Consider the following 20,001-nt stretch of genomic DNA (forward strand, 5'->3'; position numbering starts at 1 on the left):
GGTCGCTCCTTACACTTTCTCGACGTTGACCAGGAAGGACTTGAATTCCGGGGTCTGGGTGTTGGCGTCGCCGACAAACGGCGTCAGCGTGTTGGCGCTGAAGCCTTTCTTGGCCACTCCTTCATAACCCCAGTGAATAGGAATCCCGATCTGGTGCACCGTCTTGCCGTTGACCTGCAGCGCGCGGATGCGCTTGGTCACCACCGCCTTGGCCTTGATGTAGCCGCGCTTGGACGACACTTTCACCGTGTCGCCGTGGGCGATGCCTTTCTCCTTGGCCAGCGCCTCGCCGATTTCCACGAACTGCTCCGGCTGGGCGATCGCGTTCAGCCGCGCGTGCTTGGTCCAGCCGTGGAAGTGCTCGGTCAGCCGGTAAGTGGTGGCCGCGTACGGGAAGGCGTCGTGCTTGCCCATCTGTTCGCGGTCCGACGCGAACACCCGCGCCGCCGGGTTGGACACCACCTTGGGATGCAGCGGGTTGGTGCCCAGCGGCGTTTCGAACGGCTCGTAGTGCTCGGGGAACGGGCCTTCGGCCATCTTGTCGAGCGCGAACAGCCGCCCCAGGCCCTCGGCCTGCATGATGAAGGGGCCCATGGCGCTGCCGGGCGGCTCGTCGGCCTTGAAGTCAGGCACGTCCACGCCCACCCACTTTTCGCCGTTCCACTTGATCAGCGTCCGCTTCTTGTCCCACGGCGTGCCGTCCGGCTTACAGGAAGCGCGGTTGTACAGCACGCGGCGGTTGGCCGGCCACGCCCAGGCCCAGCCCAGGGTATTGCCCAGCCCGGACGGGTCGCTGTTGTCGCGGCGCGCCATCTGGTTGCCGGCCTGGGTCCAGCTGCCGGCGAAGATCCAACAGCCGGACGCGGTGCTGCCGTCCGCCTGCATCAAGGCGAAGCCGGACAGCTGCTCGCCTTTCCTGGCCAGGAACTGGCCGGGGTTCTTCGGGTCCGGGATGTCCGCCAGCGCTTTGCCGTTGAGCTCCTTGGCCAGCTCTTCCGGCTTGGGCTCGTGCGGATTGCCGTAAGCCCAGGACAGGCTCATGATGGCCTCGGCGTTCTTGCCGCCTTCCTTGGCGTACTGCGCCTTCAGCCGGGTGAAGATGCCGGCGAGGATTTCCGCGTCGGTGATGGCTTCGCCCGGCGCGTCCGCGCCTTTCCAGTGCCATTGCAGCCAGCGGCCGGAGTTGACCACCGCGCCGTCTTCCTCGGCGAAACAGGTGGTGGGCAGGCGGAACACCTCGGTCTGGATTTCCGCGGTTTTCACGTCGTTTTGCTCGCCGTGGTTCTTCCAGAAAGTGGAGGTGTCGGTGGCCAGCGGGTCCATGATCACCAGGTACTTCAGCTTGGAGAGCGAGGACACCACCTTGTTCTTGTCCGGGAAAGCCAGCACCGGGTTGAAGCCCTGGCAGAAGTAGCCGTTGATCTTGCCCTGGTGCATCAGCTCGAAGTACTGCAGCACGTCGTAGCTCTTGTCCCACTTGGGCAGCCAGTCGTAACCCCACTGGTTGTCGGCGGTGGCCTTGTCGCCCCACATCGCCTTCATCAGTGAGACGAAGAACTTGGGATAGTTCTGCCAGTAGTTCATCTGCCCGTCGGCCAGCGGTTTGCTGGTGTACTTGGCCAGATAGCTCTCCAGCGTGGGCTCCTTCTCCGACGGCATGTTCAGATAGCCCGGCAGGCTGGTGGACAGCAGGCCGATATCGGTCAGACCCTGGATATTGGAGTGGCCGCGCAGCGCGTTGACCCCGCCGCCGGCCATGCCCATATTGCCCAGCAGCAGCTGGATCATCGCCATGGTGCGGATGTTCTGCGAACCGATGGAGTGCTGCGTCCAGCCCAGCGCGTACAGGAAGGAGGTGGTCTTGTCGTGGGCGCCGGTTTCCGCCAGGTATTCGCATACCTTGAGGAAGGCTTCCTTGGGCGTGCCGCACAGGGTTTCCACCATTTCCGGCGTATAGCGGGCCACGTGCTCGCGCATCAGATTGATCACGCAGCGCGGGTTGGACAGGGTGTCGTCGCGCTTGGCCATGCCCTTGTCGTCCAGCTGGTAGCTCCAGGTGGACTTGTCATAGCTGTGCTTGTCGGCGTTGTAGCCGGAGAACAGGCCGTCGTCGAACTTGAAGTCCGGGTTCACCAACAGCGCGGCATTGGTGTAGGCCAGCGTGTATTCCTTATTGTACTTGCCGGTTTGCAGCAGGTAGCGGATCACGCCGGACAGGAACGCAATGTCCGTGCCGGTGCGGATGGGGGCGTAATAATCCGCCACCGAAGCCGTGCGGGTGAAGCGCGGATCGATGACGATCAGCTTCGCCTTGTTGCGGGTCTTGGCTTCAATCGCCCAGCGGAAACCCACCGGGTGCGCCTCGGCCGCATTGCCGCCCATGACGACAATGAGGTTGGCGTTCTTGATGTCGACCCAATGGTTCGTCATGGCACCGCGACCAAATGTTGGGGCAAGACTTGCCACCGTTGGTCCGTGTCATACACGCGCCTGGTTGTCGACCGCCAGCAGCCCCAGGCTGCGGGTGAATTTGTGGGTCAGCCAGCCGGCCTCGTTGCTGGACGCGGAAGCGGCCAGAAAGCCCGTGGTCAGCCAGCGGTTGACGGTGACGCCGTCCGCGTTCTTCTCGACGAAGTTGGCGTCGCGGTCGCGCTTCATGTGGGCGGCGATGCGCTCGAAGGCCTCGTCCCAGCTGATGCGTTTGTATTCGTTGGAGCCCGCTTCGCGCACTTCCGGGTAGCGCAGGCGGTTGGGGCTGTGGATGAAGTCGATCAGGCCGGCGCCCTTGGGACAGAGCGCGCCGCGATTGACCGGGTGGTCCGGATCGCCTTCAATGTGGAAAATATCGGCTTTGGCGTTCTTGGCGCCGTCGCCCAGGCTGTACATCAAGATGCCACAGCCCACCGAACAGTATGGACAGGTATTCCGGGTTTCCGTCGCGCGTATCAGTTTATAGCTGCGCGTGTCGGCCAGCGCGGTCTCGGGCATGAAGCCCAGGGTCGCGATGGTGGTGCCTGCCATGCCGCCGGCGCAGAGCTTGAAAAACTGCCGTCTGCTGACTTGCATGGGTTTGTCTCCTTGGTATGAACCTGGCGCCCTTGACCCACCAAGGGCGCATTGCTCACTCACAGCGGAAAATCTATTATCGCCCTAGGTATCAATTAGTACAAACTATTGCAGCCGATGACAGGCCAAAATTCTATGAAAAACGATGAAGCGCTGGAGCATGCGGCGCTTGAGCTAGACATTGTCGATTGCCGCGACGGCGGCGCCCAGGCCAGGCGGGACTGGGTGGCGGTGGAGACGCCGGTGGCGCTGGTGTACAACGGCCTGTCCCACGTGGTGATGATGGCCAGCCCGCAGGAGCTGGAAGACTTCGCGCTGGGCTTCAGCCTGGCCGAGGGCATCGTCGCCCATCCGGGCGAGATCTACGGCGTCGACGTCCTCCCGGGCGAGCGCGGCGTGGAAGTCCATATCGAGCTGGCCTCGGCCCGCTTCATGGCCTTGAAGGAGCGCCGCCGCCAGCTGGCCGGGCGCACCGGCTGCGGGCTGTGCGGCGTGGAGCAGCTGGCGGAAATCCACCGGCCGCTGCCGCCCTTGCCGGCCACCCAAAGCTTCAGCCTGGACGCGCTGGCGCGCGCCCTGCCTGCCTTGCAGCAAGCGCAAAGCCTGTCCCAGGCCACCGCCTGCGCCCACGCCGCCGGCTGGGTGACGCCGCAGGGCGAACTCTTGCACCTCAGCGAGGACGTGGGCCGCCACGTGGCCCTGGACAAGCTGATCGGCGCGCGCGCGCGCCAGGGCTGGCGCGACGGCGCCGCCGTGGTCACCAGCCGCGCCAGCTATGAAATGGCGCAGAAGGCCGCCGCCGCCGGCATCGAGATATTGATAGCGATGTCCGCGCCCACCTCGCTGGCGGTGGAGATGGCCGCGCGCTACGGCCTGACCCTGATCGGCTTCGCCGGCCGCAGCCGCGCCAATCTGTATAGCTGTCCCGAACGTTTGCGCATGGAATCTTAAAGAGCATCCTTACGATCTCGCGAGCTAAGGCGAGACAAGGCGAAAACAGCTGAGAAAGCGCAATGTAGAGGTGGTGCATGAGCATTTCGAAGTTGGTTTCAACGCGGTATCGCCGACGCGTAGCAGATCGTAAATCGGGATTTAAGGAAACAATCTGCCGGCAAACGGCATAGCTGCTACGGATTGATGCCAGGACGCGGCGCAAGCGCGGCAGCTTGCGCCGCGCTGCGCCGGCCGGGGCCGGCAGCGGGTTTTGCGATGCAGCATCGGCGGTGAATTCCGCCTTGCAATTCTTGGCAAGTTGGGGTCAGAATCGAAGCTCGACATTTCAACCCTTTCGAATATAAGAAACAAGCATGGCACTCATCGTACAAAAGTACGGCGGCACTTCGGTTGGAACCACCGAACGGATCAAGAACGTTGCCCGCCGTGTCGCCAAGTGGAAGTCGCAGGGACATGATGTCGTGGTGGTGGTGTCCGCCATGAGCGGCGAAACCAACCGCCTCATCGCCCTGGCAAAGGAGATTCAGGACTATCCGGACCCGCGCGAGCTGGACGTGGTGGTGTCCACCGGCGAGCAAGTCACCATCGGCCTGCTGGCCATGGCGCTGAAGGAAATCGGCGTGCCGGCCAAGAGCTACTGCGGCTGGCAGGTGAAGCTGGTCACCGACAACGCCCACACCAAGGCCCGCATTCAGGATATCGACGATGCCGCGATGCGTTCCGACCTCAATGAAGGCCGCGTCGTCATCGTCGCCGGCTTCCAGGGCGTGGACGAGGACGGCGACATCACCACGCTGGGCCGCGGCGGCTCGGACACCTCCGCCGTGGCGCTGGCCGCCGCGCTGAAGGCCGACGAATGCCAGATCTACACCGACGTGGACGGCGTGTACACCACCGATCCGCGCGTGGTGCCGGAAGCGCGCCGCCTGAAGACCGTCACTTTCGAGGAGATGATCGAAATGGCGTCCTTGGGCTCCAAGGTGCTGCAGATCCGCTCGGTGGAGTTCGCCGGCAAGTACAAGGTTCGTTTGCGCGTGCTCTCCAGCTTCGAAGACGAAGGCGAAGGCACCCTGATTACGTATGAGGAAGATGAAAGCATGGAAAAGGCCGTTGTCGCAGGCATCGCATTTGACCGTAACGAAGCGCGCATCAACGTCAAGGGCGTGCCGGACAAGCCTGGCATCGCCTACCAGATTCTGGGGCCGATCGCCGATGCCAATATCGAAGTGGACATGATCATCCAGAACGTGGGCGAAAACGGCGCGACCGATTTCTCCTTCACCGTGCCGCGCGGCGAATTCCAGCGCGCGCTGACCATCCTGCGCGAAGTGCAGACCCATATCGGCGCCGCCAAGATCGACGCCGACGACAAGGTGGCCAAGATCTCCATCGTGGGCGTGGGCATGCGTTCGCACTGCGGCATCGCCTCCACCATGTTCCGCACCCTGGCGGAAGAGGGCATCAACATCCAGATGATCTCCACCTCGGAAATCAAGGTGTCGGTGCTGCTGGACGAGAAGTACCTGGAGCTGGCGGTTCGCGTTTTGCATAAAGTTTTCGGACTGGACCAGCCGGCGTAAATAATTTCGGATTCACGCTTGACAGGGGGCGCAGCGCTAATTAATATGGCGCTCTCTGAACGGAGAAATGGCCGAGTGGTCGAAGGCACTTCCCTGCTAAGGAAGCATACGGGCTTAAACCTGTATCGAGGGTTCGAATCCCTCTTTCTCCGCCAGTCAGCGCACCCGTAGCTCAGTTGGATAGAGTATCTGGCTACGAACCAGAGGGTCGGGCGTTCGAATCGCTCCGGGTGCGCCACTTGCTGTCCCTATAGTTTAGCGGTTAGAACACCGCCCTTTCACGGCGGTAGCCGGGGTTCGATTCCCCGTGGGGACGCCAGATTCAGAAAAGCCCATCGCGCAAGCGGTGGGCTTTTTGCATTGCCGCGGCGCACGGCCGCGTTCAAGCGCTTAGCTTTTGGCGGGCCGCGTAAAACACTGCTCCACCACCTGTTCTCCCCAACGCGCTCCCGCGCGCTCCTCGCTCAAGACAAAGCCGAAAGCCTCGTACAAATGCCGCGCCGCCAGCAAGCCCTGAAAGGTCCACAGCCGGACGGCGAAGCGCTGCTGATCGCAAAACGCCATCGCCTGTTCCATCATGCGGCGGCCCAGGCCGCTGCCGCGCGCCTCCTCGTCCAGGATGAACCAGCGCAGTTGCGCCTGCCCCGGCGTGCCCGGCTCCGCCGCAATCACCAGCGAACCGATAACGCGGCCGTCGCGGATGGCCAGCCACAGCTGATTGCCGGGCTGGCTCAGGCGGCCGAGGAAGTCGGCCAGGCCGGTGGCCACCTGCCGTTCGAAGAAAGCGCCGAAACCGGCGTGGGCGTGGTAATAGCGCGCATGCATGGAGACAATGCTGCCCAGCGCGCCGCTGCGGTAACCGGTTTCAATGGCGATGGGGGCCGCGGCCGGCGGAGCGTGTTCGGCGCGTCTGGCTTCCAGCGCCGCCGCATAGCAATCCAGGCCCTGTTCCACTTGCCGCTGCTGTTCCGCCGAAAGATGGAGGAGGGCGGCGCCCACCTGGCCGCGGCCGTAATCCTGCAACTGCGCAAACAGCCGCTGGCCGGACGGGCTCAAGGCCAGCAGCTTGGCCCGGCCGTCGCTGGGGCTGGCCTGCTCCAGCAGTTCGCCGCCCTGCGTCAGCTTGCGTACCAGCCGGCTGACCGTGGATTTCTCCAGCTGCAGCTTGTCCGCCAATTGGCTGGCGGACAAGCTGCCGGCCAGGCCGATCTCCACCACCGCGTGCACGGCGGAAGCGGAGTGCCGGCTCATGGCCAGGGTGCTGCGCATGAAGCCCAGTTCGCGCACGATGCGCCGCGACGCGGAGCGGATCTGGTCGATGACAAGCTGCTGCGGCTGGGTGGGGTTCATGCGCGCTCTCCTGTGGTGGTAGTTGTAAGATACAACCATATGGTTGCTTATTACAACTAATGGCGAGCGCGCCAGCCGTTCAGAACTTGTGGTTCAACTCCACCCACCATTGGCGGCCGTAGGGCAGATAGCTGCCCACCGGGTAATAGGGCCAGCCGCTGGTGTCGTCGCGCTTGATGGTGTCCAGCACATTGTTGACGATGAGCCCCACCGAAGTCTGCTTGTTCCACTGGTACTGGGTGCTGAAATTGGCCAGCACCGTGGGCGTCAGATTGCCGGTGCCATCCGCCTTGGGGATCTTGCCGTAGCGGGTCAGCAGCACGGTGGACGACCACGGGCCGATGTCCCAGGTCAGGCTGGTGTCCAGCTTGTCCGGCCAATCGGTGTTTTCCGGGTCGTTCAACATATTCTTTTCCGCGTCGCCGGCAAACTGCTGGTAAGTGTGCTTCAACACCTTGGTGTAATTGGCTTTCAGCAGGAAGCCGCCCCAGTTGGCGGTTCTCCAGCGCAGCTTGCCGGCGATGTCGAAACCGCTGGTGCGCTCGCTGGCGGCGTTGATCGGGTTGACCACGATCTGCTTGACCGCGCCCGGGTTGATCAGCGCGCTGTCGGGATTGCGCTGCACTCGGCGCAGCGTGTCCTGGCACAGCTGGGACGACGCGTCCAACATGCCGGCGCGGCACAGCGCCTCGTCGCGCAACAGCTTGTCGCCGCTCAGGTCGGTGACCAGATCGTTGATGGCGATGTCCCAGTAATCCACCGAAATATCCGCGCTGCTGCTGGGCGACCACACAAAGCCGAAGCCGTAGGACTTGCCGTTTTCCGGTTTCAGTTCGGCGTTGCCGTTCTTCACGTAATCCGCGCCCGGCGACATGCTCTTATAGTCGCAGCTGGCCAGCGGCTGGCCGGCCTGGGCGCAACGCCAGTAATCGGTGCTGGACGAGTAATAGCCGCGGCTCTGGGTCAGGAACAGGTAATTCATGTCCGGCGCGCGGAAGCTGGTGGCGTAACTGCCGCGCAGCAGCAGCGTGTTCAGCGGCCGGAACTCCAGGCCGGCGCCGTAAGTGAACTTGCCGGCGCTGCTGTCCGGCAGCTGGTAGCGGTCGTAGCGGCCGGACAGCGTCAGGTTCAGCTGCTTGAACACCGGGATGTACAGCTCGCCGCCCGCCGCCTGGCGCGAGCGGGTGCCGCCGGCGTGCGCGGCCGGCGAGGTATTGTAGAAAGCGCCCTGATTGATCAGTGGGTCCGGATCGTTGCTGAAGCCCTGGCTGCCCCATTCCAGCGTGCCGGCCAGCTTCACCGCGCCGGCCGGCAGCTTGAACAACTCGCCGCTGCCGCTCAGGCTCAGCGCCTGCAGCCAGGACTTGTTCTGGCTCACCGAGCGCCCGGCGATGCTGTCGAACTCCGCCTGGCTCAGCCGGCGGTTGAACGGCCCGGCCGACGGCGCGTAAATCGGCACCCCCTTGGCGTCCACGCCCTGCTGCTGGCCCAGGAAAAAGCTGTCCGCATTGGCCAGCAGCCGCGGCGCGATGTTCTGGCTGGTGTAGATCGACGCGTTGTAAGCGGCTTCGTAACTCCAGCTGCTGTCCGGCACCGCGCCGCGCAGGCCGAAGGTCAGGTTGGCCGCCACATCGTCCCATTTGCGGTTGTAACGGCTGGCGCCGCCCATCTCCTCCGGCGACAGCAGCCGGCTCCAGGCCTCGTAGCGGCCGCTGTTCTGGTTGAGGAAATAGCCGCCGTTGCCGCCGGCCGAGGTCCAGCTGGGGCCGCGGGTATTGTTCTCGCTGTGGTTGAAGGCCAGCAGCGCGTCACCAAACAGCTCCAGATGATCGTTAAGCGCGTAATTCAGGCTCAGATAGCCGTTCTGACTCTGGTTGGCGGTCTGCACCGTCCAGTACGAGGCCTTGGCCAGCGGGCTGGCGCAAACATTGGTCTTGCTGGTGCGGTAGGCGCGCACGCTGCCGGCGTACAAGCCGCCCAGCTCGCCGCAAGCCGCGCCGGGATCGATGAACTTGCCGGTCTTCACATCCTTCTGCGACCACACCGTGGTGGGCGCCGCGCCGTTGACGGTGTTGTCCGCCATGAAGCCGCGCTGGCGCGACCAGATCGGGTTGCGTTGGCTCAATTCCAGCGCGTAGACCAGGTTCAGCTTGTCCCAGCTTTTGCCGCCGCTCAGCTGCAGGCGCAGGTTTTCGCCGCCGTGATGCTCGCTGGCGCCGGCCTTGACGTTGACCGTTACGCCGTCGGCCTTCTTCTTCAGAATCACGTTGACCACGCCAGCGATGGCGTCGGAGCCGTAAATCGCCGACGCGCCTCCGTTGAGCACCTCGATGCGCTCAATCATCGCCGCCGGGATATTGGCCAGATTGACGAAGTTGACCGAGCCTTCGTAAGCCACCGGGTAATCGGCGATGCGGCGGCCGTTGAGCAAGGTCAGCGTGTGGTTGGGCCCCAGCCCGCGCAGGCTGATGGCGTTGGCGGCCGGGGTGAAGGTGTTGCCGAAGTCCGCGCCCTGGGTGAAGCCGGTGTTCTGCGCCAGATTGTTCAGCGCGTCGTAGACATTGGTGTAGCCCTGTTTTTCGATATCGGCGCCGGTCAGCACCGTGACCCCGGTGGCGCCTTCCTTGCCGGCGCGCGCAATGCGCGAACCGGTGACGGTGACGCTGTCCAGCGTGTTGCCGCTGTCGGCCAGCGCCGGCAAGGCTTGCCCTGCCAAGGCCAGCGCCAGCGCGGAGAGAGTGAAATGTGGATATGCCATCGCGGAACGCCGGCTGAGCCGGCCCTTTCTTGATTTTGGAAAACAAAATCTAGCACGATTGCATATATGTTAAAAATCTGGAAAATTAGATTATTATTCAAATTTAGAATAATGCGATTGGAAGGATTGCGGGAGGCGGGAGTTGGGGAGGAGGGGCAGGGTGCGGGGCTATGAGGACAGCGGGTGCAGCTGTCGCGGGCTTGCGTCGGCTCAGCCCTGGCGCGCTTTGGCTTTTTGGTAGGCTTGGTTCTTGTCGCGATGTCCGATAGCCACCACGATGATGATGATTTTGCCGTCGTCCACCTCATAAACCAGCCGGTATCCGGTCTGGCGCAGCTTGATCTTGTAGCAGCCTTCCAGGCCATGCAGCTTGGCGGCAGGGTTGTGCGGATGCTCGGCTCGTTCTCTCAGTTTCTTGGCAAACTGCTGTCGGATTGATGGGTCCAACTTTCGCCATTCCTTCTCCGCATCCACCCGGAAAACAATTTCATAGCTCATCCAGGTCCACCTTGACGGTGGGCTGCTGCCGACGTTCCAGCACCAGCTTTGTGTCCTCAATGTCTTCAAGCAGGCTCATCATGCGTTCGTACTGGGCGGCAGGGACAAGATAGGCCTCTGGGCGGTTGTGATTCAGGATCACCACCGGATGCCCTGCGGCCTCGCGCATGATGCCGGCAAAATTGCGCTTGAGCTCGGTGACGCTGACGGCCACATCGGCAAGTACCAAGTCCATAATTTCTCCCTAGTCAATGTCAATTTAGATGCCTAATATAGCATTGATTTTGTTGTGGAGAACTACCTGTCCGGCAGTGAACTAGAGCCGGCAGGCCCCACTCACCTCTTGAGCTTTCTAAGCTGCCCATCCGGCAGAGAACTTGTCTGGCCTCCGCGGCGAGATCATCGGTGCTTTCTAAGCTGCCCATCCGGCAGAGAACCCCGCGGTCGTCCCAGAGGTCGGCGGCGGACATTTTCTAAGCTGCCCATCCGGCAGAGAACGCGCAGCGGAACGCGATAGGATTGGCCGGCGATTTCTAAGCTGCCCATCCGGCAGAGAACAAGGCGGTAAAACATGCCTCCACTTTTTTGCGTTTCTAAGCTGCCCATCCGGCAGAGAACGCCGGCAATTTCCAATGGACGCTCAACTGCGATTTCTAAGCTGCCCATCCGGCAGAGAACGACGGCACATGCATCAGCAGGTCGAGATACCATTTCTAAGCTGCCCATCCGGCAGAGAACGCGCCGCCGCCGGCACACCGCATAGCCTTCACTTTCTAAGCTGCCCATCCGGCAGAGAACATGTCCAGTTCTGGGTTTAGCGCATGCCGGACTTTTCTAAGCTGCCCATCCGGCAGAGAACTACTAAGAATGCAGATGGTACTGAGTCACAATTTTCTAAGCTGCCCATCCGGCAGAGAACAACCTGTTCACCGAAGCCATCGAATTCACCCTTTTCTAAGCTGCCCATCCGGCAGAGAACGCTTATTTCTGCTGTGGAATACATCGTAACTATTTCTAAGCTGCCCATCCGGCAGAGAACGCGTCATGCCCCGGCGCGAAGCCTTCCGCTATTTTCTAAGCTGCCCATCCGGCAGAGAACTAGCGTTTTCTGGCCCTCGCCGGCCGGCGCCATTTCTAAGCTGCCCATCCGGCAGAGAACTAGAGCCTTTCCCCCGCAAACCCGCGCCAGCGGGGGAAAGCGTCACTTTCCCCAATAAAAACCCTTTTATCCCACCCCGCGCCAAGCCCTTGATTTAACAGGCTTGGCGGCGGGGCTTGGAAAAAAGGGTTAGAACCACGGCACGGTGGCGTCGGGGCTGAGGCCGAAGGCGTTGAAGCGGCCGCCGTGGGTGGCCGGGGCCGGGCGTTGCTCGATGTGCAGCTGATAGCGCTGGCCGGTGCTGGCGCTGTTGAGGGTGAGGAAGGGCAGAGCCAGCCGGCGGGCGGCGCTGTCCGGGAAGCGCTGCGCGGCTTCTTCCGCGCTGATGCCCAGCCGCCGCACCAGCCGGCGGCGTTCCTTGTCCGGATTGGTCTTGGCCTGTTTGCGCCGTACCTGCCAGGCCTCCGCCTGCGGCGGCACCGGCTGGATGGCGGCCAGCGCGATGTGGTCGCGCATGCCGCTGAGCCAGTCGCCGGCCATCAGCCGCTGCAAGGCGGCGTGACCGCCGTGCAGGCGCAGGGTGTCGCCCAGCGCGGCGGTTGGGGCCGCGCGCGGGAAGCTGACGCCGATGTCGTCGCGGCCTTGCTCGCTCAGCGCGCGGTGTAGTTTGGCGAACAGCGCGTTCATCAACAGCGTGGGCGCAAACTCCGGGTCCGGACGCAGCCGGATGTCCAGGTAATGATCCATGGCTTACTCCGCCGCGCCGAACACGCCGCCGCGGATCAGCGTGGCCAGCACAAAGTGCTGATCATGCGCCGTTGGGGCCTGGTCTTTCAGCACCCAGTTGTCCAGCAGGGTGTAGAAATCGGACTTGGCCTTGGGCTGGCGGCAGGCCTTGCCCAGCGTGGTGACCGAGCCGTAGGGCTCCACCGCGATGGGGCCGAGCTGCTCGGCTTCCGGGTGCCAATCGTCAATGGTGCGGATGGCGTTGCCCAGCTTCTGCGAGTGGATGGCGGCGATTTTCAGCGCGCCTTGCTCGATGGCGTACAAGGTCTTGCTCTTGTCGCCGCGGCCGCGGTCCAGGATCAGCTCCTGCGACGGGAACACCTCCTGGCCGGCGCCCAGCCGCGCAAAGGCGGTGACTTGCAACAGCAGATGGCGCTGGCCGGCCAGGCCGGCGGCGATGGCGGCGGCCAGCTGCTCCAGCGCGGCGGCCTGGCTGCCGGGGTCGAAGTGGCGCAGGGACAGCGCCAGCGCGTCGAACTGCCATTGCTGCGCCGGCTGGCCTTGCTCCAGCAGCGCCACCCGCACCTCCACCTGCTCCGCGCCCACGCGGTTGCGCCACAGGAAGCGGCCATTGGCCAGGTTGCAGGCGTAGCGGCGCGCCAGTTCGGCAAAGCCGTGGGCCTGCACATAGCCGGCCACGGTGGCGCGCAGCTTGGCTTGGTAGGCGCTGTCGTTGCAGGCGGACGGCGCGCCGACATTGCCCAGCACCCGCAGCGTGAAGCTGACTTTCAAGGTGTCCGCGTGGTGCGGCAGCGCGGCCACGTCCACGGTTTGCAGATTGGGGTTTTCAATTTGCGCGTCCAGCTTGGCCGGGTCCTGGTCCTTGGTTTTCAGACGGTTGGAAATGGTGCCGCGCACGGATTTTTCGATGACTCTGACCGGCTCCCAGCCGGCATGCTGTTCGCGCTGTTGCCAGTCGCCGGCGTGAAACAAGGCGTCGGACGGGTCCAGCTTGCGTTCAAAGGCCAATACGGTAGCGGTTTTCAGCGGTGCGGTGCTCATGGGGCTTCCTTTCTAGTCTTCTATGTCCAAGGTGGCGGCGTAATCATTGCGGCAGCGGTACAAGCCGCTGGCGGTGTCGTCATCGGCGTACCACAGCAGTTGGCTGACATCGTGCAAGCGGTGCGGGCTGACCCATTCGCCCAGCGAATACAGGCTTTCCACAAAGCGGAACGGCGTATGCATGTCGCGGGCGTTGGCCACGCTGCCGGCCGGGTAGAGCGGGGACAGCGCGCCGTAGCCCACCGGCATCGGCACGGTCCAGCCCTGGCTGTGGCCGCGTTGGCTGCGCCATTCCAGCGTGCGGCGCGGTTCGCCGCCGGCCGGGTCCGCTTGTTCCTGCCAGTGCGGCGCGTGGTTGATGCGGGACAGGTCCAGCCAGGCGTCGAAGGCGTCCGCCTGTGGCTGGCTGGCGCGCAGCGCGGCCAGATGGCTTTGCAACAAGTCGTCGCGCGATACCAGCGCAAAGCCGGGCAGCAGGCTGCGCCGCAGTTGGCGGAATTCTTCGCGCCGCGTCGCCTCGTCCTCGTTCAAGGTCATCAGCAGCGGCGCGGGACGGCGACGGCCGGGCAGCGGCGGCGTCACGCTGCCGCCGGCAATGCGCATGCCGTGCAGGGTGTCCGCCACTAGCAGCGCCAGTGCCGGCAGCTGCTCCTTGGGCGCGGCCAGCGCTTCGCCGGTGAGACCGAACAGCAGGCTGATGTCCAGGTGGATGCGGCCTTCCTCCACGATGGCGGCGGTGCTGCCGTCCTTGTCTACCGGGTTGCGGCTGAGGTGGAAGCCCTGGGTGTAAGCGCCGCTGGTTTGCGCCTGGTAATGGTGGCAAACTACGCCCACCGCTTCGAACTGCAAATCCAGGCTGCCGGCCAGCTTGCGTTCCAGCGCCTGGGCCAGGCCGGTGAAGGCGGTGATGGCCGGAAAGCCCCAAGTGAAGGGGCTGGAAATGGCGTTGGCGTTTTGCACCCGCAGCCGGGGCACGCTCAGCAGGCCGGTGATCACGGGCAGGGTGCTCATGCTTGCTCCTTGGCCATGGCCGCCAGCTGGCGGCGGGTTTGGTCGTGCTGGGCCTGCCAGCCCAGGTCCCCGGCCAGCTCCCGCGCCCAGTGGCGGAATTCCGCGTCGCCCATTTCCAGCGGGCTGGCGTCGAATTGCTGGTTCAGCCAGCGGCCGAAGCGCTTGGCCACTTCCAGCGGCCAGTCCTCGCCGTGCCAGCGCGCGGCAAAGTCCGCGTCCGCATCGGCGCGCCAGGGGTCCAGCCACAGCTGCTGGTATTCCGGCAGCCGGCAGCGCGCTTCCGCGCTCCAGCCGGGCGGCAGGCCTTCATGCATTTCCTTGCCGAACAGCAGCAGTTCCTCCAGCAGCGCATTGCCCAGATCGTCACGACGATCTTGGGCATCTTTGTTTTGAGGCGGCTGGTTTTCCAGAAAGGCGCGCAGCTGGCGGACCAGCCGGCGCACATCGTTGCGGCGGCCAAAGCGCAGCAGCGCGTCTTCGGTATTGAGCGGCGGTTTCAGGCCTAGGCTCCGCCACTGCGGCGGCAGGGAAGCCAGCAGATAGTTATTGCCCTTGCGTTCGCTATTGAGCTGGGAAATATTCTGCGGCTTGGTGCCGCCCAGCTTCTGCACCGCCAGCTGCGGATAGTCGCAATAGCCGTGCGGATGATCGCGCTGTTCGCGGCGGGCCTGACGCGCGGCCTTGGCGGCTTCGCCGAAGCGGTGTTCCTGGATGGTTTGATACAGCCGTTGCGCCAGCGCGCTGGGATAGAGCGGGGCCAGCAAGTGGTAGTCCTCGTCTTTGGCCGGTTCGTAACCCACCAGCCAATACACTTGTTTGGCGCGGCTGTGGCTGGCGGCGTCCGCGCCGGCGTCGGTCAGCGCGGCGAAGGCGGCGATCCAGGCCTGCGCCTGTTTGGTGTCGTCGCTGAGCGCGGCGGCCAGGTCGGCGTCCTGCGCCAAGGCTAGGGCCAGCAGGCTTTGGCCGTCGTGCTGTTGCTTCAGAAACTTGTACACATCCAGCGCGGCGGCGTTGCCCACCACGTCGTCGGCAAAATCCGCGCCCAGGCAGTGGCTGCCCACTTCGCGGCGTGCCGGCAGGGTGGAGGGCGGCGCGTACAGATTGCTGCCGCGGGCGTCCGGGTGAACGGCTTTAAGGGTGTGAGTGGCGGCTTGCAGCTGGCCGGCGCGGCGGGCGGCGTCCGCCAGCCAGGCGGCGGGCTGGTGCTGGGTCAGCAGCGCTTCGCGCTTGGCGTCGTCGTCGGGAGCAAGCTTGTCCAGCTTGTCGTCGCGCCGTTGCCGGATGAAGTCGGCGATCAAGGCGCGTAGTGCGGTGGCGCGGGGCGTGAGGGTAGGGGGCATGGCTGTCCTTGGATCACAAAGTCAGGAACAAACAGCAACGCGGCCCCGGCGCTATTAGGCTGCCGGGGCCTTGGCTCGGTGCTTCATTGCATGCGCATCCTCCTGTTTTGCAAGGGATAGGGGTGGGAGGCCGGTCTGCCAGGCGCACTCTCACGGCGCCAATCGTACGGCATTTCGTATCCTAATTAAAGTCTATTTTACCTTTACATTTGCCTTCCGGAGGGGCCTGTATCATCGATACCACTGTCGGATAAGGCAGCTTAGAAATAATTGAAGTCGAATTTTCTTTTCAGTTCTCTGCCGGATAGGCAGCTCAGACCGGCCAGCGCGCAAGCGACTGGCCTTTTTTTACGTCCATTCGGCTGGCATGCCGTCTGCCAGTGTGCCTGCGGCGGGATCGTATTGGAATGGACAGTGGGTTGGATTTACTTGATTTGAATCAGGCGGGGGGAGGGTTGGTGTTTTGGAGGAGGCATGCGGCTGGAGATGGGATAGGCCTAATCAAACCAATATTGATAATCATTCCTATTTATAGTGTAAGATTGCTGCTCTCATTTGATCTGCCCACGCATCATACGCGCTGGCATGGAACCGCAACGGCACGCCTTCTTATGACTTTGACCGCTTCTCGCCTCCCCGTCAGCGCCGCGCAGCACGGCATCTGGATGGGGCAGCAACTCTCCCCGGACAACCCGAGTTACCTCACCGCCGAAGCCACCGAGCTGCGCGGCGCGCTGGATCTGGACGCCTTGCGCGACAGCGCCGCCGAGGTGCTGGCCAATTGCGCGGCGCTGAACATGCGCTTCGAGTTTGACGGCAACCAGCTGTGGCAGCAGCCGGTGGCCGCGCAGGCGGAGATACCCTGCCTGGACTTCAGCGCGGAGGCGGAGCCGGAAGCGGCGGCGCGGGCCTGGGTGGCCCAGACGCTGACGCGGCCATGCGATCCGGCGCGGGACGCGCTCTATCTGGGCGCGGTGCTGAAGCTGGGGCCGGAGCGGCACTGGTGGTATCTGCAAACCCACCATATCGCGCTGGACGGTTTCGCCTACGGCTTGCTGAGCCAGGCGCTGGCGGCGCGCTACAGCGCCCGCGTCAAACAGCAGGCCTTGCCGCCGCTGGCGGATTGGTCGCTGGACAAGATCGTCGCTGCCGATCACGACTATCAGGCCAGCGAGGCCTGCGCGCAGGACCGCGACTTCTGGTTGCAGCGCCAGGGCCGGCAGCCGGCGGCCAGCACGCTGGCGCCCGCCGCCTTGCTGGCGGACGGGGTGAACAAGGCCGAGCAATGGCTGAGCCCGGCGCAGATCGCCGCCTGGCAGGCTTCGGCCAAACAGCACGGCGTGGACTGGGGCGCCTGGCTGCTGGCGGCGGTGGGCGCCTGGCTGGCCAAGCGCAGCGGCCGCCGCGCGCTGGCCCTGGGCCTGCCGGTGATGAACCGCCTGGGCACGCCGGCGCTGGCGGTGCCGTGCATGGCGATGAATATCGCGCCGCTGAGCCTGCGGCTGGACGAAGAGCTGGGCGCGGCGGAGCTGAGCCGCCAGCTGGCGGACAGCCTGCGCGCGATCCGGCCGCATCAGCGCTATCGCTACGAGCAGCTGCGCGGCGATCTGGCGCGCGTCGGCGGCCAGCAGCGCTTGTTCGGCGCGGTGGTGAACCTGATGCCTTTCGACCGCCGCGCGCCGTTCGCCGGCCTGGACAGCCGAGTGCTGCCGCTGGGCTCTGGCCCGGTGGAGGATGTGTCGATCAATTTCAGTCTGTTGAACACCGAATGGCGGCTGTGCCTGGAGGCCAACCCCAACGCTTACCCGCAGGCGGAGCTGGACGGTTTGCGCGACGATTTGCTGGCCTGGCTGGACGCCTGGGCCGGCCGCGCGCCGGAAGCCGCGCTGAGCGAGCTGTTGCCGGAGCTGCCGCCGCTGAGCGTGCTGGACGGCCCGGCGCTGGAGCGCGAGCCGCGGGAGGTGCTGAGCCTGATCCGCGCCGCCGCCGCCGCGCGGCCGGACGCGACGGCGCTGGAGCAGGACGGCGAGCGCCTGTCCTACCGCGAGCTATTGCAGCGCGTGCTGCAACTGGCCGGCCGTCTGCAAGCCGCCGGCCTGCAGGCGGAGGAGCGGGTGGCCATCGTGCTGCCGCGCAGCCCGGAAGCCATCGTCGCCATCCTGGCCACGCTGTGGGCCGGCGGTTGCTATGTGCCGCTGGACCCGCACGGCCCGCCCACGCGGCTGGCCATGGTGCTGGACGACGCGCGGCCGCGGTTGGCCGTCACCCTGAGCGCCTGGCGTCCGCTGCTGGGCGAGGTGCCGGCGCTGTGCTTGGACCAGCCGCCGCAACAGGACGCGCTGGCCGCCGCGGACCCGGCGCCGGAAGCCGGCCAGGCCGCCTATGTGCTGTACACCTCCGGCTCCACCGGCAAGCCCAACGGCGTGCTGGTCAGCCACGGCGCGCTGGCCCAGTTCGTCAGCAGCGCCGGCCAGCTTTACCGCATCGGCGCGGACGAACGCATCCTGCAATTCGCGCCGCTGCATTTTGACGCCAGCATCGAGGAAATCTTCCTGGCGCTGTGCCACGGCGGCACTCTGGTGCTGCGCACCGACGCGATGCTGGAATCGATGCCGGCCTTCGCCGCCGCGGTGGCGCGCCAGCGCATCAGCGTGCTGGACCTGCCCACCGCCTTCTGGCACGAGTTGGCCTTCGCCATGCAGCCGGAACTGGCCGCGCAACTGGCCAGCGTACGGCTGACCATCATCGGCGGCGAAGCCGCGCTGCCGGAACGCGCCGGCCGCTGGCAGGCCCTGTTGCCCAATAGCGTGCTGCTCAACAGCTATGGGCCCACCGAGGCCTCCATCATCGCCACCAGCGCCATCCTGTCCGGCCCCGGCGCGGTGTGGGACGGCGGCGACAGCGTGCCCATCGGCCTGCCGCGCCCCGGCGTGCGCGCCGCCATCGTGGACGAGCGCCTGCAGCCGGTGGCGCAGGGCGAGGACGGCGAGCTGTGCCTGCTGGGCGAGGCGCTGGCCATCGGCTACCTGGACCGCGAAGAGCTGACCGCGCGCCGCTTCGTCATGCTGGACGCCTTGCCCGGCGCGCCGCGCGCCTACCGCACCGGCGACCGCGCGCGCCTGAGCGACGGCCAGCTGCGCTTCCTGGGCCGGCTGGACCATGAAATGAAGATCAGCGGCCTGCGCATCGACCCGGCCGAAATCGAAAACGCGCTACTGGCCTGCCCGGACGTGCGCGAGGCCGCGGTGGTGGGCCTGCCGCTGGCCGGCGGCGGCTATACGCTGGCCGCCTTCCTCAGCGGCGGCGAGACCGAGCCGGCGACGCTGCGCTCGCGCCTGGCCGAGGTGTTGCCGGCGGCGGCGATCCCGGATCACTGGCGCTGGCTGGACAGCCTGCCGCGCAACGTCAACGGCAAGATAGACCGCAAGCAACTGGCCGCCGGCATCGAAGCGCAAGCGCCGGCCGCCGCGGACGACGCCAGCCCGCTGGAACGCCAGGTGATGGAGGTGTGGCAGCAGGTGCTGGGCGTGACCCCGCCCAGCCGCCACGCCAACTTCTTCGAACTGGGCGGCAAATCGCTGCAAGCCATCCAGGTGGCCAACCGGCTGGCGCAGCGTCTGAACCGCGAAGTGGCGGTGTCCGCGTTGTTCAGCCACAGCACGGTGGCGGCGCTGGCGCAGGCGCTGAGCGCGCCCGCCGCGCATCGGCCGCCGTCAGCCAGCGAGGGTCAGGAGTTCGCGCCGCTGCTGACCATCCAGCCCGGCGCGCTGCCGGCGCTGTTCTGCCTGCACCCGGCGGAAGGTCTGTCCTGGTGCTATCTGGGCCTGGCCAAGCACCTGCCCGGCGTGGCCATCTACGGCCTGCAGGCCAGCGGCATCACCGGCGACAAGCCGGCCAGCTTCGACGCGATGGTGGCGGACTACGTGGCCCGCGTGCGCGAGGTCCAGCCGCAAGGTCCGTACCGCTTGCTGGGCTGGTCGCTGGGCGGCGGGCTGGCGCAGGCGATGGCGGCGCAGCTGCGCGCCGCCGGCGAAACCGTGGAACTGGCGGCGATGATGGACAGTTATCCCACCGCCAGTTGGCAGGGCCGGCCGCAGCCGACATTGCACGACGCGCTGGTGACGGTGCTCAGCGTCAACGGCGAAGTGGACGCCGACGAGAACGGCCAGCCGCTGGACAATGAGGCGATCTACCAACGCCTGCTGCGCCCCGGCAGCCCGCTGGCGCCGCTGGGCCGCGCCGCGCTGGAGCGGCTGGGCGAGGCCTCGCTGCACGGCATGCAATTGTTCCGCGATAGCCAAACCCCGCGTTACGACGGCGACTTGCTGCTGTTCCGCGCCGGCGTTCACCCGGAAGACGCGCCCAAGCCGGAAGATTGGCAGCCCTTCCTCGGCGGCAAGCTGGAATGCGTGGAGCTGGACTGCGATCACTTCGGCATGAGCGACCCGGAGCCGATGCGGCGGATAGGCGAGGAGTTGGCGCGGCGTTTGGCTTGAGCCGCGCCGGTTTTAGGAAAAACGCCGTTCACCTTGGGGGGAGCGGCGTTTTTGCTTTTTG

General features: G+C 65.2%; 12 protein-coding genes, 3 tRNA genes and 1 CRISPR repeat array. Of the genes, 6 read left to right on the forward strand and 9 right to left on the reverse strand.

The window, feature by feature from the left end; genetic code table 11:
- Positions 1-9: 9 nt before the first annotated feature.
- A complete protein-coding gene (gene fdnG, locus VK98_RS12205) occupies positions 10-3,066 on the reverse strand; it encodes a formate dehydrogenase-N subunit alpha (protein ID WP_082158945.1) in 3,057 nt (1,018 codons plus the stop codon).
- 135 nt (positions 3,067-3,201) lie between these two features.
- Between fdnG and fdhD the strand changes: the two genes are divergently transcribed.
- The 5 genes from fdhD (at position 3,202) to VK98_RS12235 (ending at position 5,919) form a co-directional block, all read left to right on the forward strand.
- Complete coding sequence (fdhD, locus tag VK98_RS12215) at positions 3,202-4,017, forward strand: formate dehydrogenase accessory sulfurtransferase FdhD (protein WP_082158947.1); 816 nt, start codon at positions 3,202-3,204, stop codon at positions 4,015-4,017.
- Positions 4,018-4,373: 356 nt separating this feature from the next.
- Positions 4,374-5,600, forward strand: a complete 1,227-nt coding sequence (locus tag VK98_RS12220; protein WP_048414282.1) for an aspartate kinase — start codon at positions 4,374-4,376, stop codon at positions 5,598-5,600.
- Positions 5,601-5,661: 61 nt separating this feature from the next.
- Positions 5,662-5,755, forward strand: a tRNA-Ser gene (locus VK98_RS12225).
- 6 nt (positions 5,756-5,761) lie between these two features.
- Positions 5,762-5,838: transfer RNA gene (locus tag VK98_RS12230), tRNA-Arg, on the forward strand.
- A gap of 6 nt (positions 5,839-5,844) precedes the next feature.
- Positions 5,845-5,919 (forward strand) — tRNA-Glu (locus VK98_RS12235).
- 71 nt (positions 5,920-5,990) lie between these two features.
- On the opposite strand, the gene VK98_RS12240 is transcribed toward VK98_RS12235, so the two are convergent.
- The 8 genes from VK98_RS12240 to csy1 form a co-directional block, all read right to left on the reverse strand.
- Entirely contained in the window at positions 5,991-6,950 is a 960-nt protein-coding gene (locus tag VK98_RS12240) for a bifunctional helix-turn-helix transcriptional regulator/GNAT family N-acetyltransferase (RefSeq protein ID WP_048414283.1), read from the reverse strand.
- Positions 6,951-7,029: 79 nt separating this feature from the next.
- On the reverse strand, positions 7,030-9,708 hold the full coding sequence (locus VK98_RS12245; RefSeq protein WP_048414284.1) for a TonB-dependent siderophore receptor: 2,679 nt from the start codon (positions 9,706-9,708) through the stop codon (positions 7,030-7,032).
- A 210-nt stretch (positions 9,709-9,918) separates the two neighbouring features.
- Complete coding sequence (locus tag VK98_RS12250) at positions 9,919-10,206, reverse strand: type II toxin-antitoxin system RelE/ParE family toxin (RefSeq protein WP_048414285.1); 288 nt, start codon at positions 10,204-10,206, stop codon at positions 9,919-9,921.
- Positions 10,196-10,441, reverse strand: a complete 246-nt coding sequence (locus VK98_RS12255) for a type II toxin-antitoxin system Phd/YefM family antitoxin (protein ID WP_048414286.1) — start codon at positions 10,439-10,441, stop codon at positions 10,196-10,198. The genes VK98_RS12250 and VK98_RS12255 overlap by 11 nt, the downstream gene beginning before the upstream one ends.
- Before the next feature lie 114 nt (positions 10,442-10,555).
- Positions 10,556-11,365: direct repeats of the CRISPR family, unit length 28 nt; unit sequence TTTCTAAGCTGCCCATCCGGCAGAGAAC.
- A 129-nt stretch (positions 11,366-11,494) separates the two neighbouring features.
- Positions 11,495-12,052, reverse strand: a complete 558-nt coding sequence (gene cas6f / locus VK98_RS12260) for a type I-F CRISPR-associated endoribonuclease Cas6/Csy4 (protein WP_048414287.1) — start codon at positions 12,050-12,052, stop codon at positions 11,495-11,497.
- Positions 12,053-12,055: 3 nt separating this feature from the next.
- Positions 12,056-13,093: a type I-F CRISPR-associated protein Csy3 gene (gene csy3 / locus VK98_RS12265; RefSeq protein ID WP_048414288.1), complete on the reverse strand. Its 1,038-nt coding sequence runs from the start codon at positions 13,091-13,093 to the stop codon at positions 12,056-12,058.
- A 12-nt stretch (positions 13,094-13,105) separates the two neighbouring features.
- Positions 13,106-14,104, reverse strand: coding sequence for a type I-F CRISPR-associated protein Csy2 (gene csy2, locus VK98_RS12270; RefSeq protein WP_048414289.1), 999 nt, complete (start codon positions 14,102-14,104; stop codon positions 13,106-13,108).
- Entirely contained in the window at positions 14,101-15,444 is a 1,344-nt protein-coding gene (csy1, locus tag VK98_RS12275) for a type I-F CRISPR-associated protein Csy1 (protein ID WP_048414290.1), read from the reverse strand. The genes csy2 and csy1 overlap by 4 nt, the downstream gene beginning before the upstream one ends.
- Before the next feature lie 611 nt (positions 15,445-16,055).
- On the opposite strand from csy1, the gene VK98_RS12280 reads away from it, so the two are divergent.
- Positions 16,056-19,940, forward strand: coding sequence for a non-ribosomal peptide synthetase (locus tag VK98_RS12280; protein ID WP_048414291.1), 3,885 nt, complete (start codon positions 16,056-16,058; stop codon positions 19,938-19,940).
- Positions 19,941-20,001 lie beyond the last annotated feature (61 nt).

Source organism: Chromobacterium sp. LK11 (genome assembly GCF_001043705.1).
GTDB lineage: Bacteria > Pseudomonadota > Gammaproteobacteria > Burkholderiales > Chromobacteriaceae > Chromobacterium > Chromobacterium alkanivorans.

Coding starts and splice junctions, on each gene's coding strand:
- fdhD (WP_082158947.1), top strand. CDS start 3,202: ATGAAAAACGATGAAGCGCTGGAGCATGCGGCGCTTGAGCTAGACATT.
- VK98_RS12220 (WP_048414282.1), top strand. CDS start 4,374: ATGGCACTCATCGTACAAAAGTACGGCGGCACTTCGGTTGGAACCACC.
- VK98_RS12240 (WP_048414283.1), bottom strand. CDS start 6,950: ATGAACCCCACCCAGCCGCAGCAGCTTGTCATCGACCAGATCCGCTCC.
- VK98_RS12245 (WP_048414284.1), bottom strand. CDS start 9,708: ATGGCATATCCACATTTCACTCTCTCCGCGCTGGCGCTGGCCTTGGCA.
- VK98_RS12250 (WP_048414285.1), bottom strand. CDS start 10,206: ATGAGCTATGAAATTGTTTTCCGGGTGGATGCGGAGAAGGAATGGCGA.
- VK98_RS12255 (WP_048414286.1), bottom strand. CDS start 10,441: ATGGACTTGGTACTTGCCGATGTGGCCGTCAGCGTCACCGAGCTCAAG.
- cas6f (WP_048414287.1), bottom strand. CDS start 12,052: ATGGATCATTACCTGGACATCCGGCTGCGTCCGGACCCGGAGTTTGCG.
- csy3 (WP_048414288.1), bottom strand. CDS start 13,093: ATGAGCACCGCACCGCTGAAAACCGCTACCGTATTGGCCTTTGAACGC.
- csy2 (WP_048414289.1), bottom strand. CDS start 14,104: ATGAGCACCCTGCCCGTGATCACCGGCCTGCTGAGCGTGCCCCGGCTG.
- csy1 (WP_048414290.1), bottom strand. CDS start 15,444: ATGCCCCCTACCCTCACGCCCCGCGCCACCGCACTACGCGCCTTGATC.
- VK98_RS12280 (WP_048414291.1), top strand. CDS start 16,056: ATGACTTTGACCGCTTCTCGCCTCCCCGTCAGCGCCGCGCAGCACGGC.